We start from the raw sequence: 20,178 nt of genomic DNA, 5'->3' as shown, positions 1-20,178 counted from the left end.
CGAAAGATGCAAAGGCTCCCCCTCTCGGGGGAGCTGGCGAACGAAGTGAGCCTGAGAGGGTTTTACAACAGGAGGAACCATGTCAAAAACCAAAATCAACGACCCCGGGGCGCACCACGCAGGCAGCGGTGCGCTGATCCGGCGTTTTCTGCCCTATCTGGCAAAGTACAAAATGACCCTGTTTCTGGACCTGTTCTGTGCGGCGCTGACCACCCTGTGTGACATCGTGCTGCCTAAGATCATGAGCACTATCACCAACGCCGCCATGGGCGTGGGCATCACTCTGACGGCGGGCATCGTGCTGCGGCTGGCAGCACTCTATTTTGTGCTGCGCATCATCGACGGTGCAGCCAGCTATTACATGTCCAGCATCGGTCATATCATGGGCGTGCACATCGAGACGGATATGCGCCGCGATGCCTTTGACCACCTGCTCAAGCTGGACCACACCTACTACAACAACACCAAGGTGGGCACCATCATGGGCCGCATCACCAACGACCTGTTCGATGTGACCGAGTTCGCCCACCACTGCCCGGAGGAATTTTTCATTGCGGCCATCAAGATCGTGGTGTCCTTTATTATCCTGTGCCGGGCCAGTGTGCCGCTGACGCTGGCGGTGTTCGCCTGCGTGCCGCTGATGGGCGTGGTGTCCGTTTACCTGAACGGACGGCTGCGGGCGCGGTTCCGCCAGCAGCGCGTGCAGATCGGCGAGCTGAACTCCACCATCGAGGACAGCCTGCTGGGGCAGGGTGTCGTGAAGGCCTTTGCCGCCGAGGATGAGGAACGCGAGAAGTTTGCAAAGGGCAACAGGGATTTTGAGCAGATCAAGACCCTCGGCTACTACGCCATGGGTGCCTTCAACACCTCCACCCGCCTGTTCGACGGCCTGATGTATCTGGTGGTCATTCTGGCAGGCGGCCTCTCGCTGGTGTACGGCAGGATCACCGCCGGTGACATGGTGGCCTATATGCTGTACGTCACCACCCTTATTGCCACCATCCGCCGCATCGTGGAGTTTGCCGAGCAGTTCCAGCGCGGCATGACCGGCATCGAGCGCTTTGCCGAGATCATGGACACCCCTGTGACCATCGGCGACGCCCCGGACGCGGTACCGCTGCAGCCCGGCCCCGGTGACATCCGGTTTGAAAACGTCAGCTTTGAGTACCCGGACGACCACAACAAGGTGCTGCACAACGTCAGTCTGGATATCCGGCCGGGCGAACGGCTGGCGCTGGTCGGCCCTTCGGGCGGCGGCAAGACCACCCTGTGCAACCTCATCCCCCGCTTCTACGAGGTGACCAGCGGCCGCATCCTGATCGATGGGCAGGACATCCGCCATGTCACCCTGAAAAGCCTGCGGCAGGATATCGGCATCGTGCAGCAGGACGTGTATCTGTTCAGCGGCACGGTGGCCCAGAACATCGCCTACGGCAAGCCCGGCGCCACCCGCGAAGAAATCATGGAAGCGGCGCGTCTGGCCGGGGCGGAAAAGTTCATTCTGGCCCTGAAGGATGGCTTTGATACCTATGTGGGTGAGCGCGGTGTCAAGCTCTCCGGCGGACAGAAGCAGCGCATCGCCATTGCGCGGGTGTTCCTGAAGAACCCGCCCATCCTCATTCTGGACGAGGCCACCAGCGCACTGGACAACGAAAGCGAGATCCTGGTGGGCCAGAGCCTTGAAAAGCTGGCCCATGGCCGCACCACCCTGACCATCGCCCACCGCCTGACCACCATCAAGGACTACGACCGCATCCTTGTGCTGGGCGAAGAGGGCATCGTGGAATCCGGCACCCACGACCAGCTGCTGGCAAAGCAGGGCGTCTACTACCGCCTGTGGAATCAGCTGCCGGGGGAAGATACACTGTAAAAAAGCACACATACAAAAAAAGCTCTGCCGCAAGCACGGCAGAGCTTTTTGCGTACAGAGGGATCATTCGCCCACGATCAGGCGCACAGAACCATAGATACCGGCATCGTTGCCGAGGATGGCGGGCACGATGGGGGTCTCACGGCAGGACTTGAAGGCATAGACCTTGAAATGCTCCCGCAGCGGGGCAAACAGCACCTCGCCTGCGCGGGACACGCCGCCGCCGATCATGAACATCTCCGGATCCGCGGTGGCGGCAATGGTTGCCAGCGCCATGCCGAGCGTGTCGGTCATCTCGTCCACCTCACGGGCGGCAAGGGCATCGCCATTGCGGGCGGCATCAAACACGTCCTTGGCGGCAAACTCGGTGCCGCGCAGGGTGCAGGGAGTATCCGGGTTCTCGTCCAGCAGCTTCTTCATGCAGCGCACAACGCCGGTGGCGCTGGAATACTGCTCCAGACATCCGTGCTTGCCGCAGCCGCAAGTAGCGGTCTCGTGGCGGTCCACCGTGATGTGGCCGATCTCGCCGCCGGCACCGTGGGTGCCATCAATGACCTTGCCGTTGACGATGACACCACCGCCCACGCCGGTGCCCAGCGTGACCATGACCGCGCTGCGGCAGCCCTTGGCGGCACCCATCCAGATCTCGCCCAGAGCGGCCACGTTGGCATCGTTGCCCACCAGAACCTTGATGCCGCCCAGCATACCGCCAAGCTCTTCGGCCACATTATGCTTGCCCCAGCCGCCGAGGTTTGCACAGATGATGGGCACGATGCGGCTGTCCAACACAGGGCCGGGCACGCCCACGCCCACGCCCTCTACCTGCTCAGCGGCAAGGCCTTTTTCCTGCATTTTGCCCTGCACGGCAGCGGCCAGATTTTTCAGAATGTGCTCACCGGCGTTGGAGGTGTCGGTGGGAACTTCCCACTTTTCCAGCAGTTCGCCGGTGGTCTTGAACAGGCCGATCTTGGCGGTGGTGCCGCCCAGATCGATGCCGAATGCGTATTCTTTCATGTTTCATTTACCTCTTTTTGACGGCCAGCGGCCGCAGTATTTCGCGTGTTCCAGTATACCACACCTACCCGCAAAAGAGCAGTGCCGCTGCGGATTTTCATGCAAACAGACGGAAAACGCAGTGGATATTTGGCACAAATGCCAGTGCTCACCGCACGGTGTTGGTCAGGCTGCCAATGCCGTCGATCTCACAGCGCACCGTGTCGCCGGGCTTCAGGAACTGCGGCGGGTCCATGCCCATGCCCACGCCTGCCGGGGTGCCGGTGGCGATGATGGTGCCGGCCTTCAGGGTCATGCCCTGCGAAAGCTCGTGAATCACGTGGTCGATATCAAAGATCTGCAGGCCGGTGTTGGAGTCCTGCCGCTTTTCGCTGTTGACGAAGCTTCGGATGCCGAGCTTGGGCGGGTAGGTGTCGAATTCGTCTGCGGTAACGATGCAGGGGCCGATGGGCGTGAAGCCGTCCAGACTTTTGCCGAAATACCACTGCTTGTGGGCGGTCTGCACATCGCGGGCGGAAACGTCGTTCAGGATGGTGTAGCCGAACACATAGTCTTTTGTCTGCCCGGCGGGCACATCCCTGGCATCTTTGCCCAGAACCACAGCCAGTTCGCATTCGTAGTCCAGCTTCTGCACAAGGTCAGTGTGAGCTTCAATAAAGCCGCCGTCCGGCACAGCGCGGGAAACGCGCTTGGAAAAATAAATGGCATCCTGATGTTTGGTTGCAAAGGCATCGGCAGAGTATTTCTCCGCTTCGTCCGAGTGGGCCATGTAGTTGATGCCAAGGCACACCACATCCTGCGCCGGGCAGGGAATAGGGCTTTGCAGCTGCACGGCATCCACGGGCAGGGCTGGGATGCCCGCAATGGCAAGCTGCAGGCCGGCCCGCACCTGCGGGGTCAGAAAGGGGATGGCATCGGACAAGGTTTCATAGGAAAGGCCCAGCCAGCTCAGCGGCCAGATCTGTGTGCCATCCGGCGAAAGAATGGCCGGATCTTCTACGCCGTCCGGCAGGCGGCAGGTAACAAAACGCATTTCAGTTTCCTCCCTCAGTGGCGGTAGGCGATGGCGTTCTGGATGCGGTCGGCCTCAGCCTGCCCGGCCAGCTGGCGCACCAGCTCCAGCGCAAAGGGGATGGCACCGCCCAGACCGTAGCTGGTGGTGATATTGCCGTCCACTACCACTTCGGTATCCAGCACCTCGGCACCGGCCAATTTGTCTTGGAAACCGGCGTGCGCCGTGGCTTTTCTGCCCTCCAGCAGGCCGAGAGATGCCAGCACGCTGGGTGCTGCGCAGATGGCAGCTACCTTTTTGCCGCTCTTTGCAAAGGAAACGCAGGTGTCGGTAACGGTCTTGTTGGCGGCAAGGTTCGGGGTGCCGGGGATGCCGCCGGGCAGCACCACCATGTCCACATCCGAATAATCCACCTCTTCGGCCAGTGCGTCGGCGGTGATATGCACCTTGTGGCTGCTCACGATCTCGCGGCTGCCGGATGCGCTGGCCACGGTCACCTCCACCTTGGCGCGGCGCAGCAGATCGACCACCAGCAGGGCTTCACATTCCTCGGTGCCCTCGGCAAAAAATACAACAGCTTTGCTCATAAAAATCAAACCTCCCTGATCTCTGATGAAGACGGCGCATCTGCGCCGCATGAGGAAAAACGATAGAAGTACCCCGCTGGCGTGGGGACTTCTGCCTTCCCGGTTGAATGATAAAAGCCGCATACCGCACGGGCGGCACGCGGCATGGTTTGTGTGGAAGTTCAGTTTTGATCGTCGGCAGCTTTTTCCGCTTCCAGCAAGGCGCGCAATACGCTGTCGTTGGCACTCAGCACCCGGCTTACCCGGCTGATGATGGCGCTGGATGCACCGGTCTTATCCATGATCTCGGTGTAGATGCGCTTGTCCACCAGCATTTCGGCAATGTTGTAGCGCTGCTCCATTGCGCTCAGCTCGGAATAGCTGCACACATCCTGTAAAAAACGGTAGCACTGTTCCGGGGTCTTGAGCTGCAAAAATGCCTGATACAGACCGGACTGGCCGGTAGGATGATCTTTTGCCATGTTGTTCTCCTTTTTTGCAGATGCCGCCCACAGGCAGACACTTTATTACACTACACCAGTGTAGTACAAACGGGGAGAAATTTCAATAGCATTTGCGGCTTTTTAGCCCAGCGTGTGCTCAAATACCACTTCGTCCCGGGGGACGGTGCCGTTTTCCTGCTCGGCGGGCTTTAAATTGCGGTAGCGCAGGGCCTTGAAGAACTGCTGCACCGGCAGGGCCTTGGCGTGCACGGTGCACCACACACGGCCCTTGCCCTCGCCGCGGGCCAGCCGCTCGCAGGAGAGCACGATGTCCCGGCCCAGTGCCTTGCCGCGGTATTCGGGCCTGAGGTACAGGTGCATCAGATGCAGGGCGGTGTTCTCCATCTTCCACGCAAAGTAGCCGATAGTCTTGCCGCCCAGAACCACGAGGAAGTAGTTCACATCGTTGTCGATGTCCTCCTCAATGGCATCGGCGCTCTGCAGCTCTTCCACAAGGGTGTCCAGCTGCTTTGCGGGGTAATAGCGCTTGTACACCTCATGCCAGAGTTCACTGGCAAGGTCGGCGGTGGCGTGGATATATTTGGCCTTGGCGACCAGCTTGTAATCAGGCTTCATAGTTCTCCTTACACTTTTACGATATAATCCGGCTTGCGGGGTGCTGCGGGCTTGGGGTCTGCAGCAGGGTAGCCCAGAATGCAGTGGCCGATGCCGACCCAATCGCCCTCGATGCCCCACTGCCGGAGCAGGGCCTTGCCCTCTTCTGTTTCAAACTCTTCCTTTGCGCGGTTGATCCAGCAGCTGCCCAGCCCCAGCGAAGCTGCAGCCAGCATCAGGTTGCCCATGACAAGGCTGCCGTCGGGTACGGCATTTGCGGCGTGAGCATCGGCCAGCACTACCAGAATGGTAGGAGCGCCGTACATAGGGTCGGTGTCCTTGCCCATGACAGCGGCGTTCATGCGGGTGAGCTGGGCGCGGGTGGCAGCGTCCTGCACCACCACGATCTTTGCGCTCTGGCGGCCCATGGCGCTGGCAGCGTAGGTGCCGGCTTCCAGCACGGCATTCAGCTCTTCGTCGGTGATCTGCTCCGGCTTATAGGCACGGCAGCTGCGGCGGCTTTTAATGGTTTCCAAGGTTTCGTTGGTCATTCCAAATCCCTCCCTAAAAGCGTGTGCCTTTATTGTATCACAAGACAGGCCGGAGTGTAAAGAAATTCCCTGCAGAGACGGTTTTGTTGCGCGTAAACGTTATCGTTGCGGGAATCATGTCAAAATGCACAATAAAACGTAAAAAGATTATGGAAAAGCATTCTTGCTGCCAAAGGACAAATACGCTATAATAGGGCTACCAAACTGGAAAGGAGTCGTGCTCTATGGCAAAGGCATCACAGGCAGTCATTCTGGAAAATGAATTTTATATCATCAAAGCCCCCAATGGAAAGGTACTGGAAGTAAAGAACTTCAACACCGAGAACGGCGCGGCCATCCAGCTGTGGAGCTATGCAGGCCATCCGTGGCAGCAGTGGCAGTTCGTGGATGCAGGCGAGGGCCGCTGGCGCATCTGCAACCGCTTTACCGGCAAGATGATGGATCTGGCCCTTGGCGGTGTGGTGGAGGGCACATGGCTGCACCAGTGGGACCGCACCAGCGGGCTGAGTCAGTGCTGGGCGCTGGAGCCCACCCGCAGCGGGCGCACCCGCATCCGCAATGTGCTGGCGGATAAATACATCGACCTTGTGGGTATGAACACCTCCAACGGCGCACAGGCCCAGATCTGGAACTTTGTGGCCGGCGGCAATCAGGAGTGGACGCTGGAACGCATCGATCCGGACACTGCCCAGAGCGGCCGCCGCGCTGAGGAGGCCAAAGACCCGCAGCCCACGCCCAGCCAGCGCAAGCATCAGAACGACCTTGTGCGCAAGCTGAACAATGCGGGCAAGGGAAGAGCAAGCCGGAAGGGGCAATGATTTTAAATTGCCGCCGCGTTGCTCTGGCATATTCAGAGGAAAAAGTTATTTTTGGTTTGCACCCCGGCAAAGCCTGCGGGCTTTGCCGGGGTGTTTTTTCACGGGAGGGGCCGCAGCGAAAAACGGCATTTTCCACAAAAACAAGATCAGAAGGAGAACGCAATGAATCTAGGAGCCTTCATGAACCCCGAATTTCCCATTTTCAGCACCACGCTGTGCTATCTGGAACGGGACGATGCCTACCTGATGCTGCACCGCATCAAAAAGCAGGACGACTACAACCACGACAAATGGATCGGCGTGGGCGGAAAGTTTGAGCGGTTTGAAAGCCCGGAGGACTGTCTGCTGCGGGAAGTGAAGGAGGAGACCGGCCTGACGCTGAAGCGCTTCCGCGCCCGGGGTCTGCTGACCTTTATTTGGGGCAACATGACCGAGTTCATCCACCTGTACACCGCTGATGAATGGACGGGCGAGATGGTGCAGGGCGATGCCTGCAGGGAAGGCGTGCTGGAATGGGTGCCGAAGGATAAGGCGGCTGAACTGCCCATCTGGGAGGGCGACAAAATCTTCTTCCGGCTGCTGAATGAGGAACGGCCTTATTTCTCCCTCAAGCTGGTGTATGAAGGCGACACCCTCACGCAGGCAGTGCTGGACGGGAAACGAATCGTTTGAGCGCTTCTTGTGCAGAGCGTAGTCACGTGTTTAACCGTGAAAAGACAAATCCCGGCAGACCGCAGCCTGCCGGGATTTGCTCTATCAAAAAGCAAAAAGCAAAAAGAATTTTCCGCTTAAAAATCAGTTCAGCTTCAGGTCGCCCTCTTTGATCCAGCCCAGCTTGCGCTCGATCTCGCAGAAAATCACACTCAGCACGGCGGGCAGAACAAAGCACAGCAGCACCATGGCAGCCCAGTCCATCGGGGTGATGGCGGCTTTGGTACCGGCGGCAATGTCGCTGACCCAGCCGGTGTACACGCCGATCTGGCCCACCAGACCGCAGGTGCCCATGCCGGAAGAGACAGCGGCACCGTTCATCTCAAAGTGGAACACACAGGTGGCCAGCGGGCCGGTGATGGCACTGGCCAGTGTAGGCGCGATCCAGATACGGGGGTTCTTGACGATGTTGCCCATCTGCAGCATGCTGGTGCCAAGGCCCTGACTGACCAGACCGCCCACGCCGTTCTCCTTGTAGCTCATCACGGCAAAGCCGATCATCTGGGCGCAGCAGCCTGCTACGGCGGCACCGCCGGCAAGGCCGGTCAGACCCAGCGCGGCGCAGATGGCGGCAGAGGAAATGGGCAGGGTCAGCGCCACACCCACAATGACGGATACCAGAATGCCCATGACCAGCGGAGCCTGTTCGGTGGCCCACATGATCAGGGTGCCCACCTGACTTGCGGCAGCGCCAATGGGTGCGGCGATCAGCATGGAAAGGCCCACGCCGGAAAAAATGGTCACCAGCGGGGTCACGAGGATGTCCACGCGGGTCTCCTTGCTCACGGCCTTGCCCAGTTCGGAAGCCACGATGGCAATGATGAGCACGGCCAGCGGGCCGCCTGCGCCGCCCAGAGCATTGGCCGAGTAGCCTACGGTGATCAGGCTGAACAGCACCAGCGGCGGGCAGTGCAGCGCCCAGCCAATGGCGCAGGCCATGGCCGGGCCGCTCATGGCCGTGGCGTAGCCGCCAAGGTCTACCAGCACGTCAAGGCCGGTCTGCTGGCCCAGCGTCTTGATGATGGTGCCGATCAGCAGGCTGGCAAACAGGCCCTGCGCCATGGCACCCAGCGCTTCAATGAGATAGCGCTGCGGGGTGATGACGATATCCTTGCGTTTTAAGAAATCTTTCACATTTGACATGAGAAACTGCCTTTCTGTTTCAAGATGGTGGATTCAATGCAAAAACTGCATGTCAAGTATAATACCATACACATGTCAAGACAACAAGACAAAGTGCTGATTTTGCTGGAAATATCTGCAATTTTTGGCTTTGTGCAATGTTTTTGCGGGCTGAGACGTATCTATTTTGGAGCATTTTCTGATACCGGGGCGGCAGCTTTTCGGAGCTGCGCTTTGCAGTGTGCGGCAATTGACGGGGGCTTGCCCGCGGGTGTATACTGAAAGAGTATTGAGAAGATGAAACGCTGCCCTTTTTGCGAAGGGCGGCATCCCGATAAAAATACATGAGGTATGGAGCACAGCATGAAAAAAACGTTCTGGAATAAACTGACTGCCCGCAGCACCCGCGGCAAAACGCGGTGTGCAGCGGCAGTTCTGGCATTGGCAATGACCTTTTCAATGGGCGCACCGCTGGCACTGGCTGCACAGCCGGAAGAAAGTACCGCGGCAGTGACCGAGACTGTTTCTGCACAGCAGGAAACGGCAATGCCCACCCTGCAGACGGAGACCCCGGAGCTTGCTGCACAGGACCCGGAAGCGCCGCCTGTACAGGCCACCGAAGCGGAGGAGAACAGCACGAACCAGCACACGCCGGAAAACAGCGTGGTGCTGACACCGGAAGAGATCCGTGCCGCACTGGATGCCGGTGCCATGGATGCCGCCGAGGCCCAGTGCATCGACCTGAGCGATGAGAACGGATTTTTCAGCTGGCTGCTCAATTTCCTGTTCGGCTGGCTGGGCAAGAGCGATACGGAGCCGGTCTATTCCGGCTGGCGCACCTCCGGCGGCAAGACCTACTACTACAGCCAGACCACCAACAAGCCGGTGACCGGCATCCAGTGCATCGACAATAAACTCTATTACTTCAATGCGGACGGTGTGCTGGAAAATGGCAAGACCTTCGGTGTGGATGTTTCCAAGTATCAGAAGAACATCGACTGGAACCAGATCAAAAAGGCAGGCGTGAGCTTTGTGATCGTCCGCATCGGCTACCGCGGCTATGGTGCTTCCGGCACGTTGGTGCTGGACCCCATGTTCGAGGAGCATTTCACCAATGTGAAGAATGCGGGCCTGAAGGTGGGCGTGTATTTCTTCAGTCAGGCCACCACCGAGGAGGAAGCCAAGGAGGAAGCCTTTGCCTGCGCCTACGTACTGAACGGACGCAAGCTGGATTACCCCATCTTCTTTGACACCGAAGCATCCGGCGCTTCCAATGGTTCCGGCCGCGCCGACGGTCTGGGTATGGAGGACCGCACCAAGTGCGCCATCGCCTTCTGTGAGGAGGTCAAGGCACAGGGCTATAAACCCGGTGTGTATGCCTCTACCCTGTGGTACCGCAAGCGTGTCAATCTGAACAGCCTGAAAAAATATACCATCTGGAACGCGCATTATGGTGTTGCCAGCAGCCCCATCGACTGCGCCCTGTGGCAGGGCACCTGCACGGCACGCCTGCCCGGCTATAAGGGCGATATGGACGTGAACATCAGCTACATCGGATAAGTGAGGAAACTGCAATGGACCGCATTCGCCTGATCGCATCGGACATGGACGCGACCCTTCTGGACGAGTACAGCCAGTTGCCGCCAAAGTTTACCGAGACCATCCGTGCACTGGCCGGGCAGGGCATCTTGTTTGCCGCAGCCAGCGGGCGGCCTCTGTACACACTGGAAACGATGTTCCCGGATCTGCTGGAGGAGATCATTCTCATTGGCGACAACGGCGGCGCTGCCCGCTGGAAGGGGAAAGACCTGTTTGTGTCCGAAATGCCTGCCGAGGGCTGGCGGCAGCTGGCCCGCAGCACAAAGCAGGCCGGAGACGTGGGCCTTTTGTGCGGACTGCAGGCGGCCTACGCGGAAAAGCAGGACGAGAAATACGATAAAGTTTTCAAGATTTTTTATACCCGGGTGGAATACGTGGATGACCTGACTGCGGTGGAAGCGGCGGCGGATAAGTTTACCGTCTATCTGCCCAACGACGACTCGCAGAAAGCCTTCGACCGGATCTACGGCGCATTCCACACCGGAAATGGCGGTGCATTCTCGGTGGCAGTGGCAGGCAGAAACTGGGTGGACGTGATGAACCCAGGTGTGCACAAGGGTGCAGCACTGGCAAAGGTGGGTGCACTGCTGGGCATTCCGGCCGACAGCATGATGGCCTTTGGTGACACCTACAACGATGCCGAGATGCTCACCACCGCGAAGTACGGCTTTTTGATGGAGAACGGCAGCGGACCGCTGCGGGCGCAGGTGCCGTTTCTGGCACCGTCCCACCGGGAATACGGCGTGATGCAGGTGCTGAAACAGGTGCTCCGCCAGAACGGCGAAGTCTCGCCGGAGGATTTTGTGAAGGCGCATTAAAGCGGGAGAGACGATTTGGAATGCTCTCCGCTTCGCTCTGAGCATAAATAGCGGAAATAGTATTTTTATTTGCAACTCCGAAACGGCTGCGGCCGTTTCGGAGTTGCTTTTTCACAGGGAGGGTCGTAACGGCAAACGGCATTTGCTGATGCTGGCTCCCTGCGGGAGCATTCACGTCAGCATGAAAACATGCTGTTGCCATTACGTTTCGTCGCGCAAGCGACTTCAAATCGGCGCAACACAAAAAATCCTTTAGCGGAGCGACTTGGATTTTTTGTATGGAGCCCAACTGCTTTGGGATTATTAAGGGCGAGCAGCCCTTAATTCGTGCCTCCCGCGCCTCGAAAGTAGCGGGTGCTTTTCTGGTTCTCTTTTGGCACGCAAAAGAGAACGTACCCGGCGGAGAAGAATTTTGTAAAAGCCATCCGGCCTGCCCCACACGGCCGCGCTCTGCACGGGAAGAATCATACGGCGGGCATTTTAAATCGTCATAACCTGCCCGAACTCTGAATAAATTATTCTCAGAGCAATAAACAGGCTGGGGAGGCATGGGGATATGTTTGTAGTCACGTTAAGCAAAACGAGCCTGAAAAAACTGGGTCTGGGTGCCATGTGCTGCGCACTGGTGGTGGGCAGTGCTCTGCTGGGCCGGTTCATCAGCAACCGCACCGTTGCGGTCTCGGCGGCGGTGAACAAAATTGAGAGTGCACAGGACATCCAGACATGGTTCACCGGCTACGGTCTGGATGTGGACGGCGCATCCATCACGGCAGACAAGGTCAAGATCCCCCGCAAGTGGGATGACAGCTTTTCGGCCTTCAACGGGGTGGTGCAGCAGAGCGGCATGGACCTTGCACGCTACAAGGGCAAGACCGTGGAAAAATGGACGGCGCTGATCCCGGCGGCAAGCAGTGGCGAGACCAGCCGCTACGGCGTGCTGTTGGTGTACCGCAAAAAGGCCGTGGGAGCTTACCTGCTGGAACGGCCCTCCGGCGTTGTGGTGGGCCTGAAAGACATGCAGGCCGCCATGGCGGAAGCTGAGGCAAAGCAGACTTCCGGCGAGGACTACGAGGGCGACTGGGGTGAGCGCCACGACGAAGAGCTGACCGGCAGCGAACCGGCACAGCAGACCTCCGGCGAGGACTACAGCGGCGATTGGGGCGAACGCCATGACGAGGAATTGACCGCCCAGCAGACCTCCGGTGAGCCGGATGCCGTGCCGCAGGCTGTGCCTTATACGGAACTGCCGCTGGATGCCGAGGGATATCCGGTGGAATAAGCACCGGAACGACCTGCCAAAGCCGGAAACGACCGGGAACAGCTTCGGGTTTTGATGCAAAACCAGGTCGCAATTTGCCTAAAATTTGCGCACAAGCAGAAGAAAAAGTGAAATGCGTGCATTTTTGTCACATTTGTATGTTCAATTGTACCAAAATTTTGCATAAAAAATTAGCAATATGAAATGGTGAAAAATTACCGGCAAGGGTTTATAATAGATGTATCAACCGTGCCGCGGCTCGGCCGCGTCTGGTGCAAGTGCAGAAGCGCCGCACGGGATCAAGTAAGGAGAAAATGATTATGAAGGAATTCCAGTATACCGTTAAGGATGCATGCGGCATCCACGCTCGTCCCGCCGGCCTGCTCGTCAAGACCGTCAAGGGCTTTGCCAGCAGCGCTACCCTGGAAAAGGACGGCAAGAGCTGCGATATGCGCAAGCTGATGGCTCTGATGGGCATGGGCGTCAAGCAGGGTGAGACCGTTACCGTCAAGGTCGAGGGCGACGACGAGGAAGCTGCTGCAGCAGCCATCCAGAAGTTCCTGACCGAGAACGTCTGATTCCGCAGTTAAGATGAGGAAGGCCCTCGCGGGTGAGCTGCGGGGGCTTTTTTTGGACTGTCGGAGCAGTGCGGCCCCGGCACAGATGAAGAAGGAGTAGTGTGCAATGCAGGTAGGCACCGGTAAGAGCGTCCTGAATGGCATCGCCATCGGCAAGCTCAAGATCTACAAGAAAAAGGATACTGCCATTTCTGCCGCAGAGGTAGCGGATACCGCAGCGGAAGTGGCGCGTTTTGAAGAAGCGCAGCAGAAGGCCATTGAGCAGCAGACTGCGCTGTATGAAAAGGCACTGGCAGAGGCTGGCGAGGACATCGCCGAGGTGTTCAACATCCACGCCATGATGTTGGAAGACGACGACTTTGTGGATGCCATCAAGGAGATCATCAACGGCCAGAAAAAGTGTGCCGAGTACGCCGTCAAGACGGCAGGCAACAATCAGGCTGCGGTGTTCGCCGCCATGGATGACCCGTATCTGCAGGCCCGCAGTGCAGATGTCATCGATATCGCACAGGCCATTCTGGACATCCTGCAGGGGGTGGACAACGCCAGCCTGCAGGGCACCGAGCCCAGCATTCTGGTCGCGGAGGATCTGGCCCCGTCTGAGACCGTCCGCATGGATAAGAGCCTGCTGCTTGGCTTTATCACCCGTGAGGGCAGCTCCAACAGCCACACCGCCATTCTGGCCCGCAGCATGAACATCCCTGCCCTGATCCAGTGCAAGGATATTCAGGACGACTGGGACGGCAAGATGGCGGTCATCGATGGCTACAACGCCTGCGTTTACGTTGAACCCACCCCCGACCTGCTCAAGAGCCTGAAGAAGCGCCAGCAGGAAGATCAGAAGAAGCAGGCCCTGCTGCAGGAGCTGAAGGGCAAGCCCAACACCACGTTGGACGGCAAGACCATCAATGTCTTTGCCAACATCGGCGGCATGAGCGATGTGGGTGCTGTGCAGCAGAACGATGCCGGCGGCGTAGGCCTGTTCCGCACCGAGTTCGTCTATCTGAACTGCAAGGACTTCCCCACCGAGGACTACCAGTTCGAGGCCTACAAGCAGGTGGTGGAGAGTCTGGCTCCCCGCAAGGTGGTCGTCCGTACCTGCGACATCGGTGCCGATAAGACCGTCGATTACATGAAGCTGGATCACGAGGAGAACCCCGCTCTGGGCTACCGCGCCATCCGCATCTGCCTGACCCGCAGGGACTTCTTCAAGACCCAGCTGCGCGCTCTGCTGCGTGCTTCTGCCTACGGCAACATGAGCATCATGTTCCCCATGATCACCAGCCTGCGGGAGCTGCAGGATGCCAAGGCTGTTCTGGAAGAGTGCCGTGCAGAGCTGACCGCCGAGGGCGTGAAGATGGGCCAGAACATCGAGGTAGGCACCATGATCGAGACCCCCGCCGCTGTGCTGATCGCGGACGAGCTGGCTGCCGAGTGCGACTTCTTCTCCATCGGCACCAACGACCTGACCCAGTACACCTGTGCGCTGGACCGCCAGAATGCAAAGCTGGAGCCGTTCTTCAATCCGCACCATCCCGCTGTGCTGCGCGCCATCAAGATGACCATTGAGGCGGGCCACCGCCACGGCATCTGGGTGGGCATCTGCGGTGAGCTGGGTGCCGACACCGCCCTGACCGAGACCTTCCTGCGCATGGGCGTGGACGAGCTGTCCATGAATGCCAAGAGCATCCTGCCGGTGCGCAAGATCATCCGCAGCGTGGACCTGAGCAAGCCTTCTGAGAAGTAATTCATCCGAGAATCCCGGTTTACCGTTCCCATAAAGCTCCCCGGCAGGGCATCCCGCTCTGCCGGGGTCTTTCTATACCGGGCAAAAGTTTTCGGAAAATACTTTAAAACGATAAAGCGAAATGCTATACTATAAGCGATGACAGGGTATGCAGGTGTCCAGCGCTGCCCATGGAGGACCGTTATGACTCAGTTTTTGATTCGTCTTTTCATCCGCCAGCCCGACCATGCGCAGGACCCTAAGGTGCGTGCCGCCTACGGCAACCTTGCCTGCTGGGTGGGCGTGGCATGCAACCTGCTGCTGTGTCTGGGCAAGCTGACCGTAGGCACTCTGTTCGGCTCCATTGCCATCATGGCAGATGCCCTGAACAACCTGTCGGATGCCTCGTCCAACGTGGTCAGTCTGGTGGGCTTCAAGCTGGCCGGCAAGGCCCCGGACGCAGAGCATCCCTTCGGCCATGCCCGGTATGAATATCTGGCGGGGCTGGTAGTCAGCGTGACCATTCTCGGCATCGGCTTTTCACTGCTGAAGGAATCTGTGGTCAAGGTGCTGCACCCCACCCCGGTGATGTTCAGCTGGCTCACGGTGGCCGTGCTGATCGCATCCATCCTCGTCAAGCTGTGGATGAGCGGCTTCAACCGCACCATCGGGCGTATCATCGGCTCCGAGACCCTCATTGCCACTGCTGCGGACAGCCGCAACGATGTGCTGAGCACCAGCGCGGTGCTTATTGCAGCGGTGCTGTGCCGCGTGACCGGCTGGGATGTGCTGGATGGCCTGATGGGTGTAGGCGTGGCGGCGTTCATCCTGATCTCTGGCTGGGGCCTTGTGATGGATACGCTCAGCCCGCTGCTGGGCGAAAGCCCCAGCGAGGATCTGGTGGACCACATCGAGCAGAAGGTGCTCTCTTATCCCGGCGTGCTGGGAATGCACGATTTGATGGTGCACGACTACGGCCCGGGACACCAGTTCGCCTCCCTGCATGTGGAACTGCCTGCCGAGCAGGACCCGCTGGAGGCACACGACCTGATCGACAACATTGAACGGGATTTTCTAAAGAATGACCGGCTTTTGGTTACCATCCACTACGACCCCATTGTTACCTCGGATGCTGCCGTGGGCGTGCTGCGCGCCCGCCTGGCCGAAAAGCTGCGCCAGCTCGACCCGGCCCTTTCGCTGCACGATCTGCGCATCGTGCCGGGCAGGACCCACACCAACGTGCTGTTCGATCTGGTGCTGCCGGCAGGCTATGCAGGGGATAAGGTAGAGCTGCTGGAACAGCTGGAACAGTTCATCAAGGAACAGGATACAGCCTACAGCTGCATCATCAAGGTGGAGCAGAGCTATACGGCTGCCCACAAATAAACTCTCGGGGGAAAGTATTATGCTGAACGAGACTTATCGCGCGATGCTCGGCAATAAGAGCGTCATCCGCGAGACCTTTATGTACGGCAAGCAGCGTGCTGCAGAGATCGGATATGAGAACGTGTTCGATTACTCGCTGGGCAACCCCAGCGTGCCCTGCCCGCAGGAGTTCACTGCCGCCATGCAGGATCTGCTGACCAACGAAGAACCGGTAAACCTGCACGGCTACTGCCCCAGTCAGGGTGACCCGGGCTTCCGCACCGATGTGGCAGCGCACCTAACAAAGACCTTTGGCCTGCCCTATGAGCAGAAGCACATCTTCCCCACCACCGGTGCGGCGGGTGCCATTGCCCATGCCATCCGTGCGGTCACGCAGCCCGGCGACGAGGTGCTCACCTTTGCGCCCTACTTCCCGGAGTACGGCCCCTATGTGGCGGGCACCGGGGCAGTCCTCAAGGTGGTGCCGCCGCAGGCACCGACCTTCCAGCCCAATCTGGACGCATTCGAGCAGATGATCGGCGAAAAGACCACCTGTGTGCTCATCAACACCCCCAACAACCCCACCGGCGTGGTCTACTCTGCCGGGACGCTCACCCGCATGGCAGAGATCCTGACCGAGAAGAGCAAGGCTTTTGGCCACAACATCTTCCTCGTCAGCGATGAGCCCTACCGGGATATCGCATTCGACGGCAAAAAGGTGCCCTACCCGGCGGCGTTCTACCCCCACACTCTCACCTGCTTCTCCTATTCCAAGAGCCTGAGCCTGCCCGGCGAGCGCCTTGGCTATGTGGCGGTGCGTCCGGGCTGTGAGGGTGAGGATGTGCTGGTGGACATGATGGCCCAGATCTCCCGCTTCACCGGCCACAACTGCCCGCCCAGCATCATCCAGCGGGCCGTAAGCCGCTGTCAGAATGTGACCAGTGATCTGAGTGTGTATGAGACCAACATGAACCTGCTGTACGATAAGCTCACCGCGCTGGGCTTTGAGGTGGAGCGCCCCGGCGGTACCTTCTACATCTTCCCCAAGGCTCTGGAAGAGGATGCCAACGCTTTCTGCATGAAGGCCCGGGAGTTTGACCTGCTGCTGGTGCCCAGCGACAGCTTCGGTGTCAAGGGCTATGTGCGCCTTGCCTACTGCATCGATACCGAAAAGGTCAAGCGCAGCCTGCCGGCCCTTGAAAAGCTGGCAGCCGCTTACCGCAAATAAACATTCTGCCGAACTGCCCGCGCGGCATCTGGCAGTGCAGCGCGGCTGGAGAAACGATCCAAAGAGAGGAAAGGGAACCCTGCTATGGAAAAGATCAAAATGACCACGCCCCTCGTCGAGATGGACGGCGACGAAATGACCCGCATTCTGTGGAAGATGATCAAGGACGAACTGATCCTTCCGTTTGTGGACCTCAAGACCGAATATTACGATCTGGGCCTGCCCAACCGCGACGCTACCGCCGACAAGGTGACCATGGATGCCGCCCTTGCCAACAAGAAGTACGGCGTTTCGGTCAAGTGCGCCACCATCACCCCCAATGCCCAGCGCATGGACGAGTACAAGCTGCATGAGATGTGGAAAAGCCCCAACGGCACCATCCGCGCGGTGCTGGACGGCACCGTGTTCCGCGCACCCATCATGATCGACAGCATCAAGCCGGTGGTCAAGAACTGGAAAAAGCCCATCACCATTGCCCGCCACGCCTACGGCGATGTGTACAAGTGCACTGAGTTCCGCATCCCGGGTGCAGGCAAGGCTGAACTGGTGTTCACCGGTGCCGATGGCTCTGAGCAGCGCGCCACCGTCTTTGATTTTGAGGGCGCTGGCGTTCTGCAGGGCCAGTACAACAAGGATGATTCCATACGCAGCTTTGCCCGCAGCTGCTTCAACTACGCACTGGATGTGAAGCAGGACCTGTGGTTCGGCGCAAAGGATACCATCTCCAAGAAGTACGACCACACCTTCAAGGATATCTTCCAGGAGGTGTACGACACCGAGTATAAGGCAAAGTTCGAGGCCGCAGGCATCACCTACTTCTACAGCCTCATTGACGATATCGTTGCCCGCGTCATTCGCAGCGAGGGCGGCTTTGTCTGGGCCTGCAAGAACTACGACGGTGACGTGATGAGCGATATGGTCTCCACCGCCTTTGGCTCTCTGGCAATGATGACCAGCGTGCTGGTCAGCCCGGACGGCAAATACGAGTTCGAGGCCGCCCACGGAACTGTCACCCGCCATTACTATAAGTACCTGAAGGGCGAAAAAACCTCCACTAACCCCATGGCTACCATCTTTGCGTGGTCTGGCGCGTTCAAGAAGCGCGGTGAACTGGACGGCCTGCCGGAGCTGGTGAAGTTTGGCGAGGCACTGGAAGCCGCCAGCCTGCAGACCCTGAACGACGGCATCATGACGAAAGACCTGTGCGGTCTGGCTGAGGGCATCACCCCCACCGCTGTGGACAGCGAGGGCTTTATCAAGGCCATCCGCACCCGTCTGGAAGCCAAGCTGGCATAATCATCTCTTTGTGACATAAAAAGAAAGACCGGAACTGTAAGTGCGACCTACAGCTCCGGTCTTTTTCGTTAAAATGATGCGAACGAGCCTTGAATGTACCCGACAAAGAATGCAATAAATGTGCTGATGAGAATGCAGCCAAGCCATAAAAGGTCTGCGAGAAGCCGTTTGCCGGTCAACTGCTGGATGGTCTTTGAATAATCCAAAGCAAACCACAGCATGGCAGCAGAAAACAGAATGGAGCTCCAATGAAGCCGAAAAGACAGCACCATGCTGAGAAGCACATAATTGATAAGCGTGTAAAAAATACTTCGCAAAAGAAGTTCTGGGAGAGCAGAATACTTCTTTTTCATAAAAGCTCCTTTCGGGATTTATAAATGCAGTGCATCCAATACTTCGTTTACGACCTCCAACGATACCTGCCCCGGTGCACTGGCCTGCCCGGGATTGGCAAAGGTCATGGCGGAGCCAAGGGCTTCGCCGGAAAGGCGGCTCACCGCGCCCAGAGCTCCCATGCTCATGGTAATGATGGGAGTCTCCGGATGCCGGTCGGCCATTTCAGCGGTGGCAGCCAGAAGCTCCAGCACGTCGGTGCGGCTCTGGGGCATCACAGCCAGCTTGGGCAGGTCGGCACCGGCTCGCTGCATGGCAACCATGCGGCTCACCAGTTCGGCGCGCGGCGGCGTTTTATGGAAGTCGTGGCTGGAACACACCACTGCAGCCCCGGCGGTGTGGGCTTCTTCGATCAGCGCGGGAAGCTCTGCGCCTGCAGTGAAAAATTCAATGTCGATCAGATCGGCGCAGTCGGTGGCAAGAACGGTGCGGATAAAATGAAGATACTCTTCGTGGGCCAGAGCGACTTTACCGCCTTCGGATTTTGTGCGGAAGGTGAAAAGAAGCAGCTGATCCTTTAAGGCAACGCGAAGCTTTGCGGCGCAGTGCACGATGGCCGGAAGGCTTTTTGCACCTTTAAAGCAATCGATGCGCCATTCCACACAATCGGCGCGCAATGTGGAAAATTCGGCGGCCTTTTCCAGAACGGCGGTTTCCGTGGGCTCTACAATAGGAATAATAACTTTGGGGCGGCCCTCGCCGATGCAGCAGCCGCGGATGTTGACACAGGACATGGCGCTTCTCCTTTATGTAATAAGTATAGCTACCTTATACAGGATACGGGGATGACTCCATAATACGTTCTGTGCACTGTCTTGTCAAGAAAAAAGGCACGTCCTGTAACGGGTGAAAAACAGGGGGATTCTTTATTCTGCAAAGAAAATGGAAAAAATCTGTCAAAAAGTATTGACAAGGAGGCGGGGGTGTGGTATTATACTTGAGCGCCAAGCGCTGAGGCAAAAGAATGACTTCCGAAGCCTCAGCAGGAAGCCCTTGAAAAGAACCAATAGACGCTGAAAAGTTCCAGTTTGTTCTGAGAAACTTCTTGAGTGTCTAAGTTCAGAAAGTTCAAAAGCTTCTAAAAAATAAGGCTTGACAAAAAACCACTTCGGTGGTACAATAAACAGGTCGTCAGCCGCAAGGCTGAGGCGCTACAGGACCTTGAAAATTGAACAATATCGAAAAACTTGTAAGG

Annotated in this window: 20 protein-coding genes; 11 read left to right on the top strand and 9 right to left on the bottom strand. The window is 58.2% G+C overall.

Annotation, left to right across the window (positions count from 1 at the left end; genetic code table 11):
* The first annotated feature begins 79 nt into the window (after window positions 1–79).
* Entirely contained in the window at window positions 80–1,870 is a 1,791-nt protein-coding gene (locus WMO17_RS11210) for an ABC transporter ATP-binding protein (protein ID WP_207698835.1), read from the top strand.
* Between the two features lie 63 nt (window positions 1,871–1,933).
* Here WMO17_RS11210 and WMO17_RS11205 read toward each other — a convergent pair whose 3' ends face one another.
* From WMO17_RS11205 to WMO17_RS11180, 6 genes are all read right to left on the bottom strand, one after another.
* Window positions 1,934–2,884, bottom strand: coding sequence for an ROK family glucokinase (locus tag WMO17_RS11205; protein WP_349138120.1), 951 nt, complete (start codon window positions 2,882–2,884; stop codon window positions 1,934–1,936).
* Between the two features lie 148 nt (window positions 2,885–3,032).
* The gene (locus tag WMO17_RS11200) at window positions 3,033–3,917 is read right to left on the bottom strand and encodes a fumarylacetoacetate hydrolase family protein (RefSeq protein WP_349138119.1); all 885 of its coding nucleotides are present in this window, start codon (window positions 3,915–3,917) and stop codon (window positions 3,033–3,035) included.
* A gap of 14 nt (window positions 3,918–3,931) precedes the next feature.
* Window positions 3,932–4,483: a DJ-1 family glyoxalase III gene (locus WMO17_RS11195; protein ID WP_097774274.1), complete on the bottom strand. Its 552-nt coding sequence runs from the start codon at window positions 4,481–4,483 to the stop codon at window positions 3,932–3,934.
* A gap of 161 nt (window positions 4,484–4,644) precedes the next feature.
* Window positions 4,645–4,944: a YerC/YecD family TrpR-related protein gene (locus WMO17_RS11190; protein ID WP_005937644.1), complete on the bottom strand. Its 300-nt coding sequence runs from the start codon at window positions 4,942–4,944 to the stop codon at window positions 4,645–4,647.
* 102 nt (window positions 4,945–5,046) lie between these two features.
* Window positions 5,047–5,541: a GNAT family N-acetyltransferase gene (locus WMO17_RS11185; RefSeq protein WP_097776984.1), complete on the bottom strand. Its 495-nt coding sequence runs from the start codon at window positions 5,539–5,541 to the stop codon at window positions 5,047–5,049.
* Between the two features lie 8 nt (window positions 5,542–5,549).
* A complete protein-coding gene (locus WMO17_RS11180) occupies window positions 5,550–6,071 on the bottom strand; it encodes a nitroreductase family protein (RefSeq protein ID WP_349138117.1) in 522 nt (173 codons plus the stop codon).
* A gap of 224 nt (window positions 6,072–6,295) precedes the next feature.
* On the opposite strand from WMO17_RS11180, the gene WMO17_RS11175 reads away from it, so the two are divergent.
* Both WMO17_RS11175 and WMO17_RS11170 read left to right on the top strand, forming a co-directional pair.
* Window positions 6,296–6,889, top strand: a complete 594-nt coding sequence (locus WMO17_RS11175; RefSeq protein WP_097781238.1) for an RICIN domain-containing protein — start codon at window positions 6,296–6,298, stop codon at window positions 6,887–6,889.
* Between the two features lie 162 nt (window positions 6,890–7,051).
* Complete coding sequence (locus WMO17_RS11170) at window positions 7,052–7,561, top strand: NUDIX hydrolase (RefSeq protein WP_044953245.1); 510 nt, start codon at window positions 7,052–7,054, stop codon at window positions 7,559–7,561.
* 123 nt (window positions 7,562–7,684) lie between these two features.
* Here the strand turns inward: WMO17_RS11170 and WMO17_RS11165 are convergent, their stop codons facing one another.
* Window positions 7,685–8,743 (bottom strand): PTS sugar transporter subunit IIC, encoded by a 1,059-nt coding sequence (locus WMO17_RS11165; protein WP_005937634.1) that lies wholly within the window; start codon window positions 8,741–8,743, stop codon window positions 7,685–7,687.
* A gap of 342 nt (window positions 8,744–9,085) precedes the next feature.
* Between WMO17_RS11165 and WMO17_RS11160 the strand changes: the two genes are divergently transcribed.
* From WMO17_RS11160 to WMO17_RS11125, 8 genes are all read left to right on the top strand, one after another.
* Window positions 9,086–10,282 carry a GH25 family lysozyme gene (locus WMO17_RS11160; RefSeq protein WP_243139059.1) on the top strand — a complete coding sequence of 399 codons (1,197 nt, stop codon included), beginning with the start codon at window positions 9,086–9,088 and terminating at the stop codon, window positions 10,280–10,282.
* 14 nt (window positions 10,283–10,296) lie between these two features.
* Complete coding sequence (locus tag WMO17_RS11155) at window positions 10,297–11,139, top strand: HAD family hydrolase (RefSeq protein ID WP_349138116.1); 843 nt, start codon at window positions 10,297–10,299, stop codon at window positions 11,137–11,139.
* 556 nt (window positions 11,140–11,695) lie between these two features.
* Entirely contained in the window at window positions 11,696–12,418 is a 723-nt protein-coding gene (locus WMO17_RS11150) for a DUF4830 domain-containing protein (RefSeq protein WP_005937622.1), read from the top strand.
* A gap of 293 nt (window positions 12,419–12,711) precedes the next feature.
* The gene (locus WMO17_RS11145; protein ID WP_005937619.1) at window positions 12,712–12,975 is read left to right on the top strand and encodes an HPr family phosphocarrier protein; all 264 of its coding nucleotides are present in this window, start codon (window positions 12,712–12,714) and stop codon (window positions 12,973–12,975) included.
* A 106-nt stretch (window positions 12,976–13,081) separates the two neighbouring features.
* Complete coding sequence (gene ptsP, locus WMO17_RS11140; protein WP_005937616.1) at window positions 13,082–14,722, top strand: phosphoenolpyruvate--protein phosphotransferase; 1,641 nt, start codon at window positions 13,082–13,084, stop codon at window positions 14,720–14,722.
* Between the two features lie 183 nt (window positions 14,723–14,905).
* Entirely contained in the window at window positions 14,906–16,087 is a 1,182-nt protein-coding gene (locus WMO17_RS11135) for a cation diffusion facilitator family transporter (protein ID WP_349138115.1), read from the top strand.
* 19 nt (window positions 16,088–16,106) lie between these two features.
* On the top strand, window positions 16,107–17,294 hold the full coding sequence (locus tag WMO17_RS11130; RefSeq protein WP_349138114.1) for a pyridoxal phosphate-dependent aminotransferase: 1,188 nt from the start codon (window positions 16,107–16,109) through the stop codon (window positions 17,292–17,294).
* Window positions 17,295–17,378: 84 nt separating this feature from the next.
* Window positions 17,379–18,590 carry an NADP-dependent isocitrate dehydrogenase gene (locus WMO17_RS11125; protein ID WP_097776995.1) on the top strand — a complete coding sequence of 404 codons (1,212 nt, stop codon included), beginning with the start codon at window positions 17,379–17,381 and terminating at the stop codon, window positions 18,588–18,590.
* Window positions 18,591–18,658: 68 nt separating this feature from the next.
* Here WMO17_RS11125 and WMO17_RS11120 read toward each other — a convergent pair whose 3' ends face one another.
* Both WMO17_RS11120 and aroD read right to left on the bottom strand, forming a co-directional pair.
* A complete protein-coding gene (locus tag WMO17_RS11120; RefSeq protein WP_005937604.1) occupies window positions 18,659–18,943 on the bottom strand; it encodes a hypothetical protein in 285 nt (94 codons plus the stop codon).
* Between the two features lie 18 nt (window positions 18,944–18,961).
* The gene (aroD, locus tag WMO17_RS11115; RefSeq protein WP_349138113.1) at window positions 18,962–19,717 is read right to left on the bottom strand and encodes a type I 3-dehydroquinate dehydratase; all 756 of its coding nucleotides are present in this window, start codon (window positions 19,715–19,717) and stop codon (window positions 18,962–18,964) included.
* Window positions 19,718–20,178 lie beyond the last annotated feature (461 nt).

Origin of the sequence: Faecalibacterium faecis, from assembly GCF_040096475.1 — a bacterium.
Classification (GTDB): Bacteria; Bacillota; Clostridia; order Oscillospirales; family Ruminococcaceae; genus Faecalibacterium; species Faecalibacterium taiwanense.
Note: the sequence above shows the minus strand (reverse complement) of the source record. Positions and strands in the feature narration are given on the sequence as shown.